At 55.9% G+C, this 16,320-nt stretch carries 10 protein-coding genes; 8 read left to right on the top strand and 2 right to left on the bottom strand.

What is annotated here, in order from left to right:
• Positions 1-129 precede the first annotated feature (129 nt).
• Positions 130-1,128, top strand: a complete 999-nt coding sequence (locus MUN86_RS25535; RefSeq protein WP_245126415.1) for an SDR family NAD(P)-dependent oxidoreductase — start codon at positions 130-132, stop codon at positions 1,126-1,128.
• Between the two features lie 715 nt (positions 1,129-1,843).
• The gene (locus MUN86_RS25530) at positions 1,844-2,842 is read left to right on the top strand and encodes a parallel beta-helix domain-containing protein (RefSeq protein WP_245126413.1); all 999 of its coding nucleotides are present in this window, start codon (positions 1,844-1,846) and stop codon (positions 2,840-2,842) included.
• 462 nt (positions 2,843-3,304) lie between these two features.
• Here the strand turns inward: MUN86_RS25530 and MUN86_RS25525 are convergent, their stop codons facing one another.
• Positions 3,305-3,595, bottom strand: coding sequence for a nuclear transport factor 2 family protein (locus tag MUN86_RS25525; RefSeq protein WP_311182313.1), 291 nt, complete (start codon positions 3,593-3,595; stop codon positions 3,305-3,307).
• A 266-nt stretch (positions 3,596-3,861) separates the two neighbouring features.
• Here MUN86_RS25525 and MUN86_RS25520 point away from each other — a divergent pair, with 266 nt between their 5' ends.
• The 3 genes from MUN86_RS25520 to MUN86_RS25515 are packed head-to-tail and all read left to right on the top strand — an operon-like array spanning position 3,862 to position 7,940.
• Entirely contained in the window at positions 3,862-6,234 is a 2,373-nt protein-coding gene (locus MUN86_RS25520; protein ID WP_245126411.1) for a glycoside hydrolase family 127 protein, read from the top strand.
• A 51-nt stretch (positions 6,235-6,285) separates the two neighbouring features.
• Positions 6,286-6,840, top strand: coding sequence for a gluzincin family metallopeptidase (locus MUN86_RS32000; protein WP_311182311.1), 555 nt, complete (start codon positions 6,286-6,288; stop codon positions 6,838-6,840).
• Positions 6,777-7,940 carry a M1 family metallopeptidase gene (locus MUN86_RS25515; RefSeq protein ID WP_311182309.1) on the top strand — a complete coding sequence of 388 codons (1,164 nt, stop codon included), beginning with the start codon at positions 6,777-6,779 and terminating at the stop codon, positions 7,938-7,940. The genes MUN86_RS32000 and MUN86_RS25515 overlap by 64 nt, the downstream gene beginning before the upstream one ends.
• Before the next feature lie 30 nt (positions 7,941-7,970).
• On the opposite strand, the gene MUN86_RS25510 is transcribed toward MUN86_RS25515, so the two are convergent.
• A complete protein-coding gene (locus MUN86_RS25510; RefSeq protein WP_245126409.1) occupies positions 7,971-9,008 on the bottom strand; it encodes a LacI family DNA-binding transcriptional regulator in 1,038 nt (345 codons plus the stop codon).
• 384 nt (positions 9,009-9,392) lie between these two features.
• Here MUN86_RS25510 and MUN86_RS25505 point away from each other — a divergent pair, with 384 nt between their 5' ends.
• The 3 genes from MUN86_RS25505 (at position 9,393) to MUN86_RS25495 (ending at position 16,298) form a co-directional block, all read left to right on the top strand.
• On the top strand, positions 9,393-11,432 hold the full coding sequence (locus MUN86_RS25505) for a glycoside hydrolase family 127 protein (protein WP_245126407.1): 2,040 nt from the start codon (positions 9,393-9,395) through the stop codon (positions 11,430-11,432).
• A gap of 170 nt (positions 11,433-11,602) precedes the next feature.
• Positions 11,603-14,656, top strand: coding sequence for a SusC/RagA family TonB-linked outer membrane protein (locus tag MUN86_RS25500; protein WP_245126405.1), 3,054 nt, complete (start codon positions 11,603-11,605; stop codon positions 14,654-14,656).
• Between the two features lie 16 nt (positions 14,657-14,672).
• Positions 14,673-16,298 carry a RagB/SusD family nutrient uptake outer membrane protein gene (locus MUN86_RS25495; protein WP_245126403.1) on the top strand — a complete coding sequence of 542 codons (1,626 nt, stop codon included), beginning with the start codon at positions 14,673-14,675 and terminating at the stop codon, positions 16,296-16,298.
• Positions 16,299-16,320 lie beyond the last annotated feature (22 nt).

Below are 16,320 nucleotides of genomic sequence, written 5' to 3'. Positions count from 1 at the left end.
CAGGGTGCCGGCATTCGAGTTCTTGGCACCCTGCTGTTTGATTTATGGCTCTAAGCTTGGCAAGTGAACTTTAAAACAAAGTAGCCAAGGTTTGTAGAAGCAACCTTTTCTTTAATCAAGTACTTATAAATGAAACAAAACAATGATAACGGCGCCTTGCAAACGCCACTTGGTTCGGGCTTCAATGCCACGTCCACGGCAAGTGAGGTAATCAAGGGAATAAGCTTAGCCGGCAAAGTGGCCATCGTGACGGGCGGCTACACCGGCATTGGCTTAGAAACCACCAAAACGCTGGCCGACGCGGGCGCTACTGTCATCGTGCCCGCCCGAAGCCTGGACAAGGCCCGGGAAAATCTGGCGGGAGTTGCCAACGTGGAGGTAACAGAACTGGACCTTATGAATCCGGACTCCGTTGATGCCTTTGTGGCAACGTTCTTGGCTTCGGGTAGACCTCTGCATCTGCTGGTCAATAATGCCGGCATCATGTTCGTGCCTTTGCGCCGAAACAACCAAGAGATAGAATCGCAATTAGCCACCAACTATCTAGCGCCCTTTCAACTAACCGCTCGGTTGTGGAAGGCATTGAAGCAAGCCAATGGCGCCCGAGTGGTCAACGTTTCCTCGCTAGGGCACCAGTTTGGGCCATTTCATTTCGAAGATCCAAACTTTGAAAAACGAGACTACGAAACGTTGGCCGCGTATGGGCAATCGAAAACCGCGCTCAACCTGTTTTCACTGGAATTGGATAAGCGGGCCCAAGCGTTTGGCGTGCGAGCATATGCAGTGCACCCCGGCAATATTTGGGGGACCGAGTTGGCCAGAGAAGCCCCTATGGAGTTACTTCAACGATTTGGCTTCTATGACGAGCAAGGAAATAGTGTTCCGGAAGTTATTGCTTCGCTAAAAACGATACCACAAGGGGCCGCAACCACGATTTGGTGCGCGACGAGTCCCTTATTAAGCAACATTGGGGGAGTATACTGTGAGGATGCAGATGTTGCTAGTTTATCGCCCGGATCAGCAATGTCAGCCGGGGTGAAGGCTTATTCAGTTGATGCCGCCGATGCGAAACGGTTATGGCCCTTGACCGAACAACTCACCGGCATCACCTTTGACACGGCGCAATAGCTCTGCAACCGCCACAACTAGTTAAGTAGACAGTTGTTTTTAGTACCGAACCCGCCTGTTTCCTTTCTCCCACTAAGAACAGGCGGTGATACGTTAACAACGGTTTCCTGTAGATTATTTAATCCGGCGCCCACGGCAAACAACGGGAGCCTACCGGCGGTCTTCCGCTCAATCTTTGGCGTAGAGCACAGCAGCGTCATCTGCACTTGAACGTTTTACTCTAGTAAGGCTTATTACATGCTCTATAGAATTCCTTTTGCATTGATTACGGGTGGTGCAGCTACGGGACGCATTTGAGGACGCGACGCTGCTTGATACGAGAGAGTAAGAGTATTGCACAACTGAGTTCAAATCCTTATCTTCTCTAACCTCTTCACCTAAAGCTATTTGCCTATGAAGCAGGTTTCCGGTATTCGCTGTTGCTCCCGAGCTGCACATAACGGCACAGGACGTCGGCCCTGACATGCGCGCAGCACCACCTGTGCGCTCCGCTGATCTACGCTTCGCAATATTCTCTTGCGAAACACCTTTGGTTGATACCTCGAATTCCTCTCGTGCTACTGCCTAGGCTGTTCCGGTGAAAAGCCACATGCACGTATTTTCCGCTTTCAAGCGGAACGTGGCATAGCGTACGCGGGACAGAGGATGTAGTGGGTCCGATTAGGTTGTCAACTTGATGCAGCTGACTAATCGCCAATCCTTTTAATCATCTGTCATGAAAAGACCTATTTACAAGCTGCTTACCACCGGTAGCTGGCTAGGAAGTAGAGCGCAGAGTATCTTATTTGTGCTCGTTCTTTTCCTGCTCAGTGCGTGCGAGAAAGAAGTGCCTTCCGTCGCAGCTCCTACTGTCGAGGCGCAGGAAAACCAAACGGATTTAAAACTCCGGAAACCAGACATTATTGTTAAGCCCGGGCACTCCATTCAAGCAGCCCTTGATGCAGCGGAGGCAGGCGACTTGATCCTGATTCTGCCCGGTACTTACCGCGAAGCGCTCCACGTCAATAAACCCAATATCACCTTGTTTGGTAGTCCGTTCGTTGTTGTTGAAAATCCAGGAGCGGAAGAAGACGGCCTGTTTGTGGGTGGCAGAAGACCCGAGCCTAGCAACGCCGACGGCTTCGAGCTGTATAACATAACGTTCCGGGGATTTAAAGAGAATGGGGTCTTCCTGCTTCGCGTGAACGACTTTGTGCTCAGCCACATCACCACAATAAATTGCGGAGAATATGGCTTGTTCCCGTTGTTCAGCAACGACGGCCTGATCGAGTACTGCACGGCGAGTGGCCACTCCGATACGGGTATTTATGTCGGGCAGTCCGAGAACATCCGCATGAATTACAATCGAGCTTTTGCCAACGTCAACGGCTTGGAGATTGAGAATTGCTCTCACGTGGTGGCCCGTCATAACGTAGCCTACGATAATACCGCCGGCTTCCTGGTCGTGCTGCTCCCGGGCCTGACAGTGACTACCTCGACAGATATAGTCTTGGAAAAAAACCAGGCTTACCGCAACAACCACGTCAACTTTGCCGAACCGGGCGGTGGGTTTGAGAGTGTGGTGCCCAGCGGTTGTGGTATCCTAATCGTGGGCACCGATAATACCCGCGTATCGCAAAACCGGGTGCAAGACAATAACTTTCTGGGTATTGCCGTGGTGAGCACACGGCTTTTAGGCGAGCTCGCCCACATCCCCCAGAAGCCTTTTTGCTGATCAACCCGGATGCTGATGGCGCGCAAATTGCGAGAAACACGCTTCTGCGCAATGGAACGGCTCCCCCTGTTCTGCCCCTGCCGGCAGTCGATTTGCTATGGGACGGCACGGGAAGTAATAACTGCTGGCAAAACAACATTTACGCAACAAGTGCCCCCACTTCTTTACCGGCTTGCCCCCTGACATCAGCCGACTTCCAAGTTGAATAAAGAGTAGTCTCCGTTGCGCTAGTGTTGGTTCCGCTTCTAATTACTAGCTCGTTGCTGGTCATTGGCCAAGTGGTATTGCTTGGTATAGTCAGCACTAAAAACAAGCCCCGAAAACGCTGTTTTCGGGGCTTGTTTTTAGTGCCTTTTTGCGCAGGCTAGTACACTCAGAACGCTGTATTCTGTAGCGCCAGGAGCTAGCTTGGCGCGATATCCATTTGCTGGAGCAGGCCGTGCTGCAGGGTGTACACATGCGTCACCAGGCCCTCAAAGACGAGGGCCCCTGCATGTCTTTCACCACTTGCTGCACCCTGACTTCCAAACGGCCATCGGGTAATTCAATGATTTGCGTGGGTTCAACGTGCGGATCGAGTTCCTGCCATTGTCGCTGCCAGTAAGCGCGCACTTCCTCGTGACCGGTGGCATAGTCGCCTTCCCAGGCCCGGGCCCAGCGTACTTGAGGGTGAAGCGTGGCCAAGACCGTCGGGATGTCGCGCGCGTTGAAAGCCGCGTACGCTTGTTTAATGAGTTCTTGGGGAGTGTGCATGACACAAAGTATATGGGTACCCTACTTAATCCTATGTGGGCGTAACTATCACTGGTTGCGGCCTGAAATACAGCGCTTACTTCACTTACCGGCTACATCTAGTAGGTGAAGCGCTTTTTAAAGATTGTGCTCTTTAAACTACCATTTTATCCTAGATAGGTGCCTTATTTTATAGTTTAGGGAGTTGACCTGCAGAAGCACATAGGCATTGCCATTGCCCCTCTTACGGATCTGCTCTTTTCTTCACCCTTGCTTTTTCCTTGGCCATGACCCTACTTTCAACCCGCGCTTGGTTGCTGTCCTTGCTGCTAGGTGCTTTGAGCGGCCCCGTAGCGGAAGCACAAACCTACCTGCCTCTCCCCCACGATACGCGGATGAAAGTGCAGCCCCAAGTGCCGGTAAAAGCTTACGCGTTCAACCTAGCTCAAGTGAAGCTGCTCGACAGCTCGTTCAAAGTAGCCGAGCAAGCGGACGCGAAGTATCTACTAAAGCTAGAACCCGACCGACTGCTAGCCGACTTCCGGGAGCATAGCGGTTTGCCAGCCAAAGGCAAACGGTACGGTGGCTGGGAATCGTCAGGGCTGGCGGGACACACGTTGGGGCATTACCTCTCGGCTTGCGCGCTGGCCTATGCTTCGACCGGCAACGCCGAGTTCAAGCAGCGCGTGGACTACCTCGTAGCTCAACTCGAAGAGTGCCAAAAAGCCCGCAAAACTGGCTACGTGGGCGCTATTCCAAAGGAAGACCAGCTATGGACCGAAGTAGCCAGCGGCAACATTCGCTCGCGCGGGTTCGATTTGAACGGGGCGTGGTCGCCGTGGTACACGGTGCACAAAGTCATGGCCGGCCTGCTCGACGCGTACTTGTACTGCGACAACAAAGCGGCCCTCGCTGTCAACCAAGGCATTGCCGACTGGACGGGCAGTACCATCAAGGGCCTCGACGAAGCGAAAATGCAGGAAATGCTGGTCTGCGAGTACGGCGGCATGGCCGAAACCCTCGCCAACACCTACGCTTTGAGCGGCGACAAGAAGTACCTCGACCTCTCGTACCGCTTCTATGATAAGCGCATCCTCGACCCCTTGGCCGCCCGCACCGATATTCTGCCCGGCAAGCACTCCAACACCCAGATTCCGAAGGCCATTGCCAGTGCCCGTCGCTACGAGCTGACGGGCGACAGAAAGGACGCCGCCATTGCCGACTTTTTCTGGCAAACCGTGACCGAAAACCATTCTTATGCCACCGGCGGCAACAGCAACTATGAGTACCTCGGGGAACCGCGCAAGCTCAACGACAAGCTCAGTGAAAACACCACCGAGACCTGCAACACCTACAACATGCTGAAGCTGACGCAGCACTTGTTTGCCCAGCAGCCCTCGGCGAAGTTGATGGATTACTACGAAAAGGGGCTTTACAACCACATCTTGGCTTCACAGCACCACGAAACCGGCATGACCACTTACTTCGTGCCGCTACGCATGGGGGGCCGCAAAACCTACAGCGACGAGTTCAACACGTTTACTTGCTGCGTGGGCTCGGGCATGGAAAACCACGTGAAGTACGCCGAGAACATCTACTTCCAGGGCGCGGACGGTAGCTTATACGTCAGTTTGTTTGTTCCCTCAGAGCTAGCCTGGCAGGAGAAAGGCATAACTCTGCGCCAGGAAAGCCAACTGCCCGCCAACAACCAAATCACGTTTACGGTCACGGCTGCTAAGCCCCGGACCTTCAAGCTGCGCCTACGTCATCCCAAGTGGACCAAGAACCCACAAGTGCGCGTGAACGGCAAAGTGGAAGCCGTGACCCCGGATGCGGAGGGCTACCTCGTACTCGACCGAAAATGGAAAACCCAGGACCGGGTGGAGCTGACCTTGCCCGCCGACTTCTATACCGAAGCCCTACCCGATAACCCCGACCGCCGGGCGCTGTTCTACGGCCCAACGCTGCTGGCCGGCGTGCTCGGCAACACCGAGCCGGAGCCCGTTACCGGCGTGCCCGTGCTCGTAACCGCCAACAACAGCGTGAACGACTGGGTGAAACCGGTGGATGCTAAACAGCTACGGTTCCAAACCGCCGGCCTCGGGGTGCCCAACGACGTGCCCTTGATTCCTTTCAACCAAACCGGCAACGAGTACTACACCGTGTACTGGGACGTCTTTACTCCCGAAAAGTGGGCCACTCAGCAGCGCGTGTACGAGGCAGCCCGCAAAAAGCAGCAAGAACTGGAAGCCCAAACCGTAGACGTGCTGCGCGTGGGCGAAATGCAGCCCGAGCGCGACCACAACTTCACCATCACCGAGAAGGCCGAAACCGGCGAGGAGCACGGCCGCAAATGGCGCATGGTGAACGAGGGCGGCAACATGACCTTCACCCTGAAAGTAGCTCCGACCAAAGCTAATACGCTGCTGCTCACATATTGGGGCATGGATAACCGCGGCCGTGTATTCGACGTGCTGGTTGAAGGCGAGAAGATCGCCACCGAAGACCTTAACAAGTACAAGGAGAGCCGCTTCTACGACATTTCTTACCCCATTCCGCCGGCACTAACCAAGGGCAAGCAGCAAGTGAAAGTTACTTTCCAAGCCAAGCCGAAAAACAGCGCCGGCCCGGTGTACGGCATCCGCAACGTGCAGCAGTAGTCGGTAGCTGAGGTAAGCTGTAAATCAATCAACTAAGTTTTACTTTCTCGTATGGCCCTAAAAAAGGCTTTGCTCCTGCTGGTTAGCATCGGTTTACTCGAGCAGGCACATGCCCAAACGCCCGCCCCACCGACCTTTACCCGGGCCGATACCTTGCGCGGGGCCCTCACGCCGCTGCGCACCTGCTACGACCTGCACTACTATCACCTCGACGTGAAGTTGGACCCGGCTCGCAAGTTTATCAGCGGTTCCAACCTGTTTGGCTTCACGGCCACGCAGGATTTCACGCGCTTGCAGTTCGACCTCTTCGCCAACCTGGCCGTGGACAAGGTACTGTACCACGGACAGTCGGTACCGTTTACCCGCGAAGTGAATGCAGTGTTCGTCACTTTCCCGCAGCCTATCAAGCAGGGCACCCAGGACTCGTTTACGGTGCAATACTCGGGTAGCCCCACCGAGGCGAAGCGGGCTCCCTGGGACGGGGGCTGGTGTACGCCCAGGACAAGCAAGGCAAACCGTGGGTGGCCTCGGCCTGCCAGGTCGTGGGAGCGAGCATCTGGTGGCCCACCAAAGACCACCAGGCTGACGAAGTCGACAGCATGCTAATCAGCGTGACAGTGCCTAAAGGACTCAAAGACGTATCAAACGGGCGCCTGCGCAAAACTACCAAGCTGCCAGGCGGCGCTACTCGTTTCGATTGGTTTGTCGCCAGCCCCATCAACAACTACTGCGTGGCCCTGAACGTTGGCGACTTCCAGCACTTCGGCGACACCTACCAGGGCGAAAAGGGCAAGCTGACGCTGGATTATTGGGTGCTGCCCGAGAGCTTGCCGAAAGCTAAACAGCAGTTCGCGGCCAACGTGAAGCCCATGCTCAAGTCCATGGAGCACTGGTTTGGGCCCTACCCGTTCTATGAGGATGGCTACAAGCTAGTCGAGTCGCCGCACTTGGGCATGGAGCACCAGAGTGCCGTAGCCTACGGCAACAAGTTCGACAACGGCTACCGGGGCCGCGACTTATCGGGCACGGGCTGGGGTCTGAAGTGGGACTTTATCATCATTCACGAAAGCGGGCACGAGTGGTTCGGCAACAACATCACCTCCAAGGATCTGGCCGACATGTGGGTGCACGAGAGCTTCACCAACTACTCGGAAAGCCTGTTTGTGGAAAGTTTGTTCGGCAAGCAAGCCGGCCAGGAATACGTGCACGGCACCCGCCTGGGCATCGCCAACGACGCCCCCATTGTGGGCGTGTTCAACGTAAACAACGAGGGCTCCGGCGACATGTACCCCAAGGGCGGCAACCTGCTGAACATGACCCGCACCCTTATTAACGACGACGAGAAGTGGCGGCAGATTCTGCGGGGCCTCAACAAAACCTTCTACCACCAAACCGTTAACGGCACCCAAGTTATCAACTACATCAACCAGCAAAGCGGCCAGGACTTCACCAAAATGTTCGAGCAGTATCTGCACCACCCCAACATCCCGACCTTGGAAGTGCGCTTCGACAAGGGCGAGGCTCTGGGGCGGTGGGTGGCTGATGTGCCCGGCTTTACTATGCCCGTGCGGGTGCGCCAAAAAGGCGGCGAGTACCGCTTCGTGACGCCGACTACCGCCTTCAAACCCCTCGGCATCCCTGGTCTCACCAAAGACAACTTTGAAGTCGACACTTTCAACGCCTACATCGGGGTGCTGATCGACTAAGCAGTAACGCCAAGTAGCCCAACCATTAGATCAGGTGTTGCGAAGAGAGGAGGCCCGGATGCACAACTCGGGCTGCAAGACTACGTGTTGCGGCGCTTGGCTTTTCGGCTCTTGCCCTAATTGCAGAAACAAGCGCACGGCTGCCTGCCCCATTTGCTCGCAGCATTGATCAACCGAAGTAATTAAGGGCTTGGTGAGAGATGTGAACATTTCGTTGCTGAAACCAACCAGAGCCACGTCCTGCGGCACCCGTAACTGCTGTTCTTCCAGTAACTGAAGCGCCCCCACCGCCGCCGCATCACTGGCCGAGAAAATGGCGTCCGGACGCTCCGGCAACTGCAGTAGTTTTTGCATTGCTTGCTTGCCCGTATCCAGCGCAATGGGGTCGCAGTACACAATGAACTCTTCAGCCAGAGGCAGCCCATGCTTCCGTAAGGCGTCGAGGTACCCTTGCCGGCGGTGTGCATAAATGCCTAACTGTTGGGGCCCGGCGAAGTGCCCAATGCGTTGGCATCCTTGCTCGATCAGGTGCTGGGTTGCTAGAAAGCCCCCCGCATAATCATCAAGCACCACGGCATTCACGCGGGTACCCACCAAAATTCGGTCGAAGAACACCAAGGGAATACCCCGCTGCTGCACCTTCTCGAAATGCGCAAAATCATGCGTGGTGCGCGATATAGAAACCAAAATACCTTCTACCTGCGCACTGAGCAACGTTTCGATATTCTGCCGTTCGTGGGCTACGTCCTCGTTTGATTGACAAATAATGACGCTGAAGCCGGCTCGGCTGGCGGCTAGTTCGATGCCCTTGATAACAACGGCAAAAAAGCGGCCGTCAATAAAGGGCACGATAACCCCGAGCAGCTTGCTTTTGCCTCTGCGCAGTCCGGCCGCTAGGTGGTTGGGCTGGTAGTTTAGCTGCTGGGCCAGTGCTTGCACTCGTTTCTTGGTGGCCTGGCTGATACGCGGATCGTTGTTTAACGCCCGCGAAACACCCGAGACAGAGAGTCCAAGCAGCTTGGCCAAATCAGTTAAAGAAGGCTGGTTGGTTTGTTTTCCTTTGCCCAAGGTGTGCTTTGTTTAACGCGAAAGGCAATATATAAAGGGGAGCGCAAGGCATACTTAACTCTATTGCACTAGCATTAGGACTGGCAGCGGGGAGCTTAGCAAGTAAATGGATACTAAACAATCGTTTGCGCCGTCTCTAATAAGACGGCTTGCTGTAAACGCTAATGTGTTGGCTTATTCGCTGTTATAAATCCTGCGAATATTTCGCTTTTTTTGCTCAATCGATTGCGCAGTATATTTTTAAAAGATATGTTTGTACAAATCGCACCCGTCCAAGCCTGTGCTTTTGGCTTGCTCTTCGCTTGGTCTTGCTGCCCTGCTCCCTGCCCGGTGTGAATACCTAGCAGCCTCCCTCCGCCGTCACTTAACTTCTTCTCGTTGTTTATGGGCAAAATTACCCTCACCACCCTGGCGCTTAGTTTAACCACTGCGGCGCTGGCTCAACAAGCGGACTACCCCATTCAGGCCGTTTCGTTTACCAAGGTGAAGCTGGCCGACAACTTCTGGCTGCCGCGCCTGAAAACCAACACCGACGTGACTATCCCGGCGTCGTTTCAGCGCTGCGAGGCCACCAACCGGGTGAAGAACTTTGAAATGGCCGCGGCTAAGTCGGGCAAGTTTGCTACCACCTTCCCCTTCGACGACACCGATATTTACAAGACCATCGAAGGAGCATCGTATTCGATGAGCTTGTACCCGGACGAGAAGCTCGAAGCCTATGTGGATGCGTTGATAGCTAAAGTGGCCGCGGCGCAAGAGCCCGATGGCTACCTCTACACGGCCCGCACCATCGATCCGGCGCATCCGCACGCGTGGGCTGGCAAAGAACGCTGGGAAAAAGAGCGGGAGCTCAGCCACGAGCTGTATAACTCAGGTCACCTCTACGAAGCCGCCGTCGCGCACTACCAGGCCACCGGCAAGAAGAACTTATTGAATATTGCCCTCAAGAATGCCGACCTGGTGTGCTCGGTGTTCGGGCCGAGCAAGCGCAGCGTAGCCCCGGGCCACGAGATTGTAGAAATGGGCCTCGTGAAGCTCTACCGCGTAACCAGCAAGCCCGAGTATTTAAGCACGGCCAAGTTCTTTCTCGAGCAGCGCGGCCAATACAAAGGCTACGACGCCAAGAGCAAAGACGTGTGGAAAAACGGGCAGTACTGGCAAGACGATAAATCGGTGTACGACCAGCGCGAAGCCATTGGCCACGCCGTTCGCGCCGAATACCTGTACTCGGCCATGGCCGACGTAGCCGCCCTTACCAACGATAAGCGCATGCTGGCCGCCGTGGACAGCATTTGGAACAACATGGTGAGCAAGAAATTCTACGTGACGGGCGGGACGGGCGCGGTGCCCGGCGGCGAACGGTTCGGGGGCAACTACGAGTTGCCCAACAACACAGCTTACAACGAAACCTGCGCCTCTGTAGCCGACATCTACTGGAACCAGCGCATGTTCCAGCTCCACGGCGAAGCTAAGTACGCCGACATCATGGAGAAGGTGCTCTACAACGGCCTGCTCTCGGGCGTGGGCCTCGATGGCAAGTCGTTCTTTTACTCTAACGCCATGCAGGTCAAGAACAGCTTCAGCTTCGCGCAAACTGAGCCGGAGCGGGCGGGCTGGTTTGATTGCTCGTGCTGCCCTACCAACCTCGCCCGCCTGTTTCCTTCGCTGCCCGGCTACGTGTACGCCCAAAAAGGCCAGAACGTGTACGTCAATCTGTTTGTGAGCGGTGAAACCGACTTGCTCGTCAACAAGCAGAAGGTGCAGCTTACTCAGCAAAACAACTATCCCTGGGATGGGGGCCTGAAGTTCACCGTGAACCCGACTGCTACCACCGATTTCAATTTGTTGGTGCGGATTCCGGGCTGGGCACGCAACGAGGCCATGCCTTCGGACTTGTACACGTTTGCGACGCCGTCCAAGGAGAAAGTCGCTATCAAGATCAATGGCAAACCTATACCGTACACGGTAAAGAACGGCTACGCCATGTTAGCCAAAAAGTGGCGCAAAAACGACGTGGTCGATGTGACGCTGCCTATGGAAGTCCGCCAGGTAGTCGCCAACCCCAAGGTGAAAGACGACTTGGCTAAAGCAGCCCTGCAACGCGGACCAGTTATGTATTGCGCCGAGTGGAAAGACAATGAAGGCAAAACCAGCAACTTGATTGTGCCGACTGCCACCACCTTCGCCGCTTCCTACCAGCCCGCCGTGCTCAACGGCGTGGTGGAGCTAACCGCTACCGTACCGGCGGTGAAAGTGGATGCCGCCAACAACACCGTTAGCACCGTGCAGCAGAAGCTAACGGCTATCCCCTACTATGCCTGGGCCAATCGCGGCAAAGGCGAGATGACCGTGTGGTTTCCGCAGCGCGTGACGGACGTGGACTTGGTTAGCCAGCCAGCAACCGAAGTGGTAGTCAATAAATAAAGAATAGCACTCTAACAAGCTAGGTGCCAGAGCCGATGGGTCCGGTACCTTGCAACTAGAAACCCCCTTTATAAGCCTGCGTGCTGTCAATTTTGGTTGCACAATCGATTGTGTCTTACGCTGACGGGCAGCTCTCCCGCGCTTCAAACTTTTCTCTTAACACTTTGCGTATGAAAATTCCCTTACCTCACGCTAATAGCTTGGTGCTGGCTGCTTCTCTTTGCGGGTTGGCGGTAGCAATGCCCAGGGAAAGCTTGGCCGCTACCGGGTTCAAGCTTGTTTTTCAAGCCGACGGACCAATCAAAGGCCGGGTGGTTGACAACAAAGGGGCAGCTTTGCCCGGCGTAAACGTGGTCGTAAAAGGCACTACGAGCGGGGCGCAGACCGATGCCGACGGCAATTATTCGCTAACGGCTCCCGACAACGCGGTGCTGGTTTTCAGCTTTGTGGGCTCCACGGCGCAGGAAATAACCGTAGGAGGACGCACCGTTATCAACGTAACGTTGCAACCCGATACCAAAGCACTTGGCGACGTCGTGGTGGTGGGCTACGGCACCCAGCGGCGCGCCGACCTTACTAGCTCGGTAGCTAGTGTAAAGGAGGAGAGCTTCATTAAGGGCGCGACCAAGGATGCTGGGCAGTTGTTGCAAGGCAAGGTGGCGGGCCTCACCGTAAGTAGCCCCAGCGGCGACCCGACGGCCAACAGCCAGATCCTACTGCGCGGTACAGCAACGCTGAATTCGAGCACTCAGCCGCTCGTGCTCATCGACGGTATACCAGGTACGCTGAACACGGTAGCGCCGGAAGATATCGAGTCGATTGACGTGCTCAAGGATGGTTCGGCGGCCGCTATTTACGGCACGCGGGGCACCAACGGGGTGATTCTTATCACCACGCGCCGCCCGAAAGGCAACATTGACCCTACCATCGAGTACAGCGGCTACGTGAGCACCCAGCGCATTGCGCGCCGCCCCGAAATGCTTACGGCCAGCGAATATCGGCAGCGGCTTGGGGAAGGAGTCGCTTTCACCGACCAGGGCAGCAGCACCGACTGGATCAAGGAAATCAGCCAAAAACCGCTGATTCACGTGCACAACGTGACGTTTAAGGGTGGCAATGCCCAAACCAATTACCTGATTAACGGCAACTACCGCTACTTCGAGGGCATTTTCCAGAAGTCCGACAACCGCACGTTCACTGGGCGCGCCGACATCAACCACGCCATGTTCGACGGCCGGGTAAAGGTTAACCTCGGAATTCTCAATAGCAACAACCGCTACACGGCAACGGTGGACGGCGGCAACTTCGGCATTCCGGACGGTGGCAACTTCGGCGAGGGTCGCGCTTTCAATGGCTACACCTACCGGCAAGCCGTTATTCGTAACCCTACCGCGCCGATCTACAACCCGGACGGCACGTACGCGCAGCAGCTGTCTTTGTTCAACTACGAGAATCCGCTTTCGCGCCTCTACGAATCGGATGGGCAGAACTCCTACCAGAACACGCGCTTGAACGGGAGCCTGGCCTGGGAACCCATCGACAACTTGCAGCTGAAAGCCCTGACCTCGAACACGCGCTACAACCAAGTGCGAGGTTACTCGGAAACCAAGCAGCACCCCTCTACCCTGCGCGACGGCCTGAACGGCTACGCTTCCCGCGGCACCACGCAGGTAGTCGAGAAGTTAGCGGAATTGACGGCGGCCTACAACCGCAGCTTCGGTGAGCACCGCGTGTCGGTGCTCGGCGGCTACAGCTATCAGCAGAACACGTCCGAGAACTACTACCAGTCGAACTGGGACTTTCCTACGGATCTGTTTACGTACAACAACATCGGCATCGGTAATGCTCTGCGCTTAGGCCGCGCGCCGATGTACAGCGACAAAAACCAGTGGAACTTGGTGGGCTTCTTCGGTCGCGTCACTTACAACTACAAGGAAAAGTATCTGCTGCTGGCTAGCGTGCGCCGCGAGGCCTCGTCTCGCTTTCTCGGGGCCGAACAGCCCTGGGGTACCTTCCCGGCCGTGTCGGTGGGCTGGCGCATCAATCAAGAGAATTTCCTGCAGGATGCCACCTTCCTCGACGACTTGAAGCTGCGGGCTGGCTACGGGGTAACAGGTACGGCGCCGAATTCTTCCTTTCTGGGCGTGGCCCGGTTGGGGTATACTGGCTACTTCCTATCGAACGGCACATGGGTACAGGCCCTGAGCCCGGTAAGCAACCCCAACCCGTCGTTGCGCTGGGAGGAAAAACACGAAACCAACGTCGGGCTCGATTACTCTTTCTTTAAAGGGCGCATCGGCGGTACGTTGGACTACTATATCCGGCGCACCAACGGCCTGCTTTACGACTACCAGGTGCCCTCGCCGCCCAACTTGTTCACTACCACCACTGCCAATGTGGGTTCCATGGAAAACAAGGGCTTCGAGGTACTGCTCAACTTGATACCCGTGCAAACCAAGAGTTTTGTATGGAATTCCAGTTTCAACTTTTCAACCAACCGCAACAAACTCGTCTCGCTTACCAACGACCTCTACACGCTCACCAACAACTTCTTTACCACCGGCTACACCGGGGAACCCATCCAAACCTACACGCACCGGGTGGAAGTTGGCAAACGACTCGGGGATTTCTACGGCTACAAAGTGGTGGACGTAACCGATGACGGGCAATGGATCTACGAAAACAAATCGGGTGAGCGGCTGCCCTACAGCCAATTCACGCACAGCGAAGACGACAAGCAGGTGCTCGGCAACGGCTTGCCTAAGTATTATGCCGGCTGGAACAACAACTTCCAGTACAAGCGCCTGGACTTAGGCATCACAATGCGCGGCGCGTTCGGCTACCAGATTCTGAACTTCCAGCGCATGTACTACGAAAACACTGGCGTAACGCAGTACAACCGCCTCAGCACGGCCTACGACAAGGTGTTCGACAAGGCGGTGCTGGCCACCAGCATGCCCCTGGAGTACAACAGCTACTACATCGAGGACGGCGACTTCTGGAAGATCGACAACATCACCCTCGGCTACAACTTCAAGCCGAACTTGGTGAAGCACGTCAAGAACATGCGCCTGTATGTCTCAACGCTGAACACCTTCACCATCACGGGCTACTCGGGTATTGATCCGGAAGTGAACCGCATCGGCCTGGCGGCCGGCAACGATGAACGCGACAAGTACCCGACGGTACGCACTTTCACGCTTGGTGCCAACCTAACCTTCTAACCCGCCTGCTCTTATCATGAAAACCACTGCTAAGTCTTTGCGCGTTAGCTTGCTGGCAACGGCCGCCCTCACTTTATTCAACGCCTGCACCAAACTCGACGACGAGAGCTACAATCAGATTGTCACCAATCAGTTCACGCCCACCTCGCAGGATTTGCTGGCCCTGATTGGTCCCGCTTACAACACGTGGCGGCCCCTGTACTTGGAGTTCAACGGGGTGTACCGCATCAACGAAACCTCCACCGACGAAACCGTGACGCCAGCCCGCCCCAACGGCTGGGTGGACGATGGCTCGTTCCGGCGCCTGCACGAGCACAAGTGGACGGCTCTGGATGCCACCCCGCGCGACGCCTGGACCCAATCGTTCGCCGGCATCACCAACTGCAACCGCATCCTCTACCAAGTGGAGTCGGGCCAGGTACCGGTGCCGACGGGCAAAGAGCAACTCGTGGCGGAACTGCGCGTGTTGCGGGCCTCGTACTACTACATGCTGTGCGACTTGTTTGGCAACGTGCCGATTGTGGAACGGTTTGATGTGCCGGCTGGCTTTTTGCCCGAGCAGAACACCCGCAAGCAAGTGTATGACTTCGTTGTCAAAGAAGTTACGGAATCCTTGCCCCTGCTCAGCGACGTAGCGGACGCCACCACGTACGGCCGATTCAGCAACAAGTGGGCGGCGCAGGCGTTGCTGGCCAAGATGTACCTCAACGCGCAGGTGTACACTGGGCAAGCCGAGTGGGTGAAGTGCATTGCCGCCTGCGACGCCGTAATTAGCTCCGGCAAGTACTCGCTCGAACCGATTCAAGCCAACGTGTTCAAAACGCAGAACGAGGGCTCCAAAGAAATCGTGTTTGCTATTCCCTTCGACGAGGTGTACGCCACGGGCTTCCGCATTCACATGCAAACCCTGCAGCCACAAAACCAAGCCACCTACAATGCGCAGGCCAGTATGTGGGGCGGGGGTATCTGCGCCATTCCACAGTTCATCAACACCTACGACCCAGATGACAATCGCCTCAAGCAGGGGTGGATTCAGGGTCAACAGTACTCTTCCACGGGCGCGCCACTAGTAGGCGTGTTCGGGGCCTACACCGGCAAGCCGTTGGTTTTCACCAATACGCTGCCAGGCATCGACAACTCGGCGGAGGTGGACGGCTTCCGGGTCGGCAAATTCGAAATCAAACAAGGCGTCCGGGTTGATTTAAGCAACGATTTTCCGTTGTTCCGCTACGCCGACATCCTGATGATGAAGGCCGAATCGATGCTGCGCCTGGGGATGGGCGCGCCCGCCGCCGAGCTGGTAACGCAGGTACGGCAGCGCAATTTCACCAGCCCGGCCAAAGCCACAGTGACGGCGGCCGACTTGCTCAAGGGCAGTTCCTACCAATACGGCCCGGCGCGCAACAACGTGGTGAGCCCGGTGGAAGGCGGCTCCGACATTCAATATGGGCGGTTCCTGGACGAGCTTGGCTGGGAATTCACCGGCGAAGGTCACCGCCGCCAAGACATGATACGATTCGGCATCTATACCAAGAAGTCGTGGCTGTCGCACGTGCCCAACGGCGACTACCGCACCCTGATGCCCATCCCGCAAAACGTGCTCAACACCAACGCCAACTTAAAGCAAAACCCCGGCTACTAACTGGCACTTGGGCACCTTTAAT

It is taken from the genome of Hymenobacter volaticus, from assembly GCF_022921055.1.
Taxonomy (GTDB): Bacteria; Bacteroidota; Bacteroidia; order Cytophagales; family Hymenobacteraceae; genus Hymenobacter; species Hymenobacter volaticus.
Note: the sequence above shows the minus strand (reverse complement) of the source record. Positions and strands in the feature narration are given on the sequence as shown.

Bases quoted from the DNA above. Each gene is read 5' to 3' on its own strand.
- MUN86_RS25500 (WP_245126405.1), top strand. From the start codon at position 11,603: ATGAAAATTCCCTTACCTCACGCTAATAGCTTGGTGCTGGCTGCTTCT.
- MUN86_RS25530 (WP_245126413.1), top strand. From the start codon at position 1,844: ATGAAAAGACCTATTTACAAGCTGCTTACCACCGGTAGCTGGCTAGGA.
- MUN86_RS25525 (WP_311182313.1), bottom strand. From the start codon at position 3,595: ATGCACACTCCCCAAGAACTCATTAAACAAGCGTACGCGGCTTTCAAC.
- MUN86_RS25495 (WP_245126403.1), top strand. From the start codon at position 14,673: ATGAAAACCACTGCTAAGTCTTTGCGCGTTAGCTTGCTGGCAACGGCC.
- MUN86_RS32000 (WP_311182311.1), top strand. From the start codon at position 6,286: ATGGCCCTAAAAAAGGCTTTGCTCCTGCTGGTTAGCATCGGTTTACTC.
- MUN86_RS25535 (WP_245126415.1), top strand. From the start codon at position 130: ATGAAACAAAACAATGATAACGGCGCCTTGCAAACGCCACTTGGTTCG.
- MUN86_RS25520 (WP_245126411.1), top strand. From the start codon at position 3,862: ATGACCCTACTTTCAACCCGCGCTTGGTTGCTGTCCTTGCTGCTAGGT.
- MUN86_RS25505 (WP_245126407.1), top strand. From the start codon at position 9,393: ATGGGCAAAATTACCCTCACCACCCTGGCGCTTAGTTTAACCACTGCG.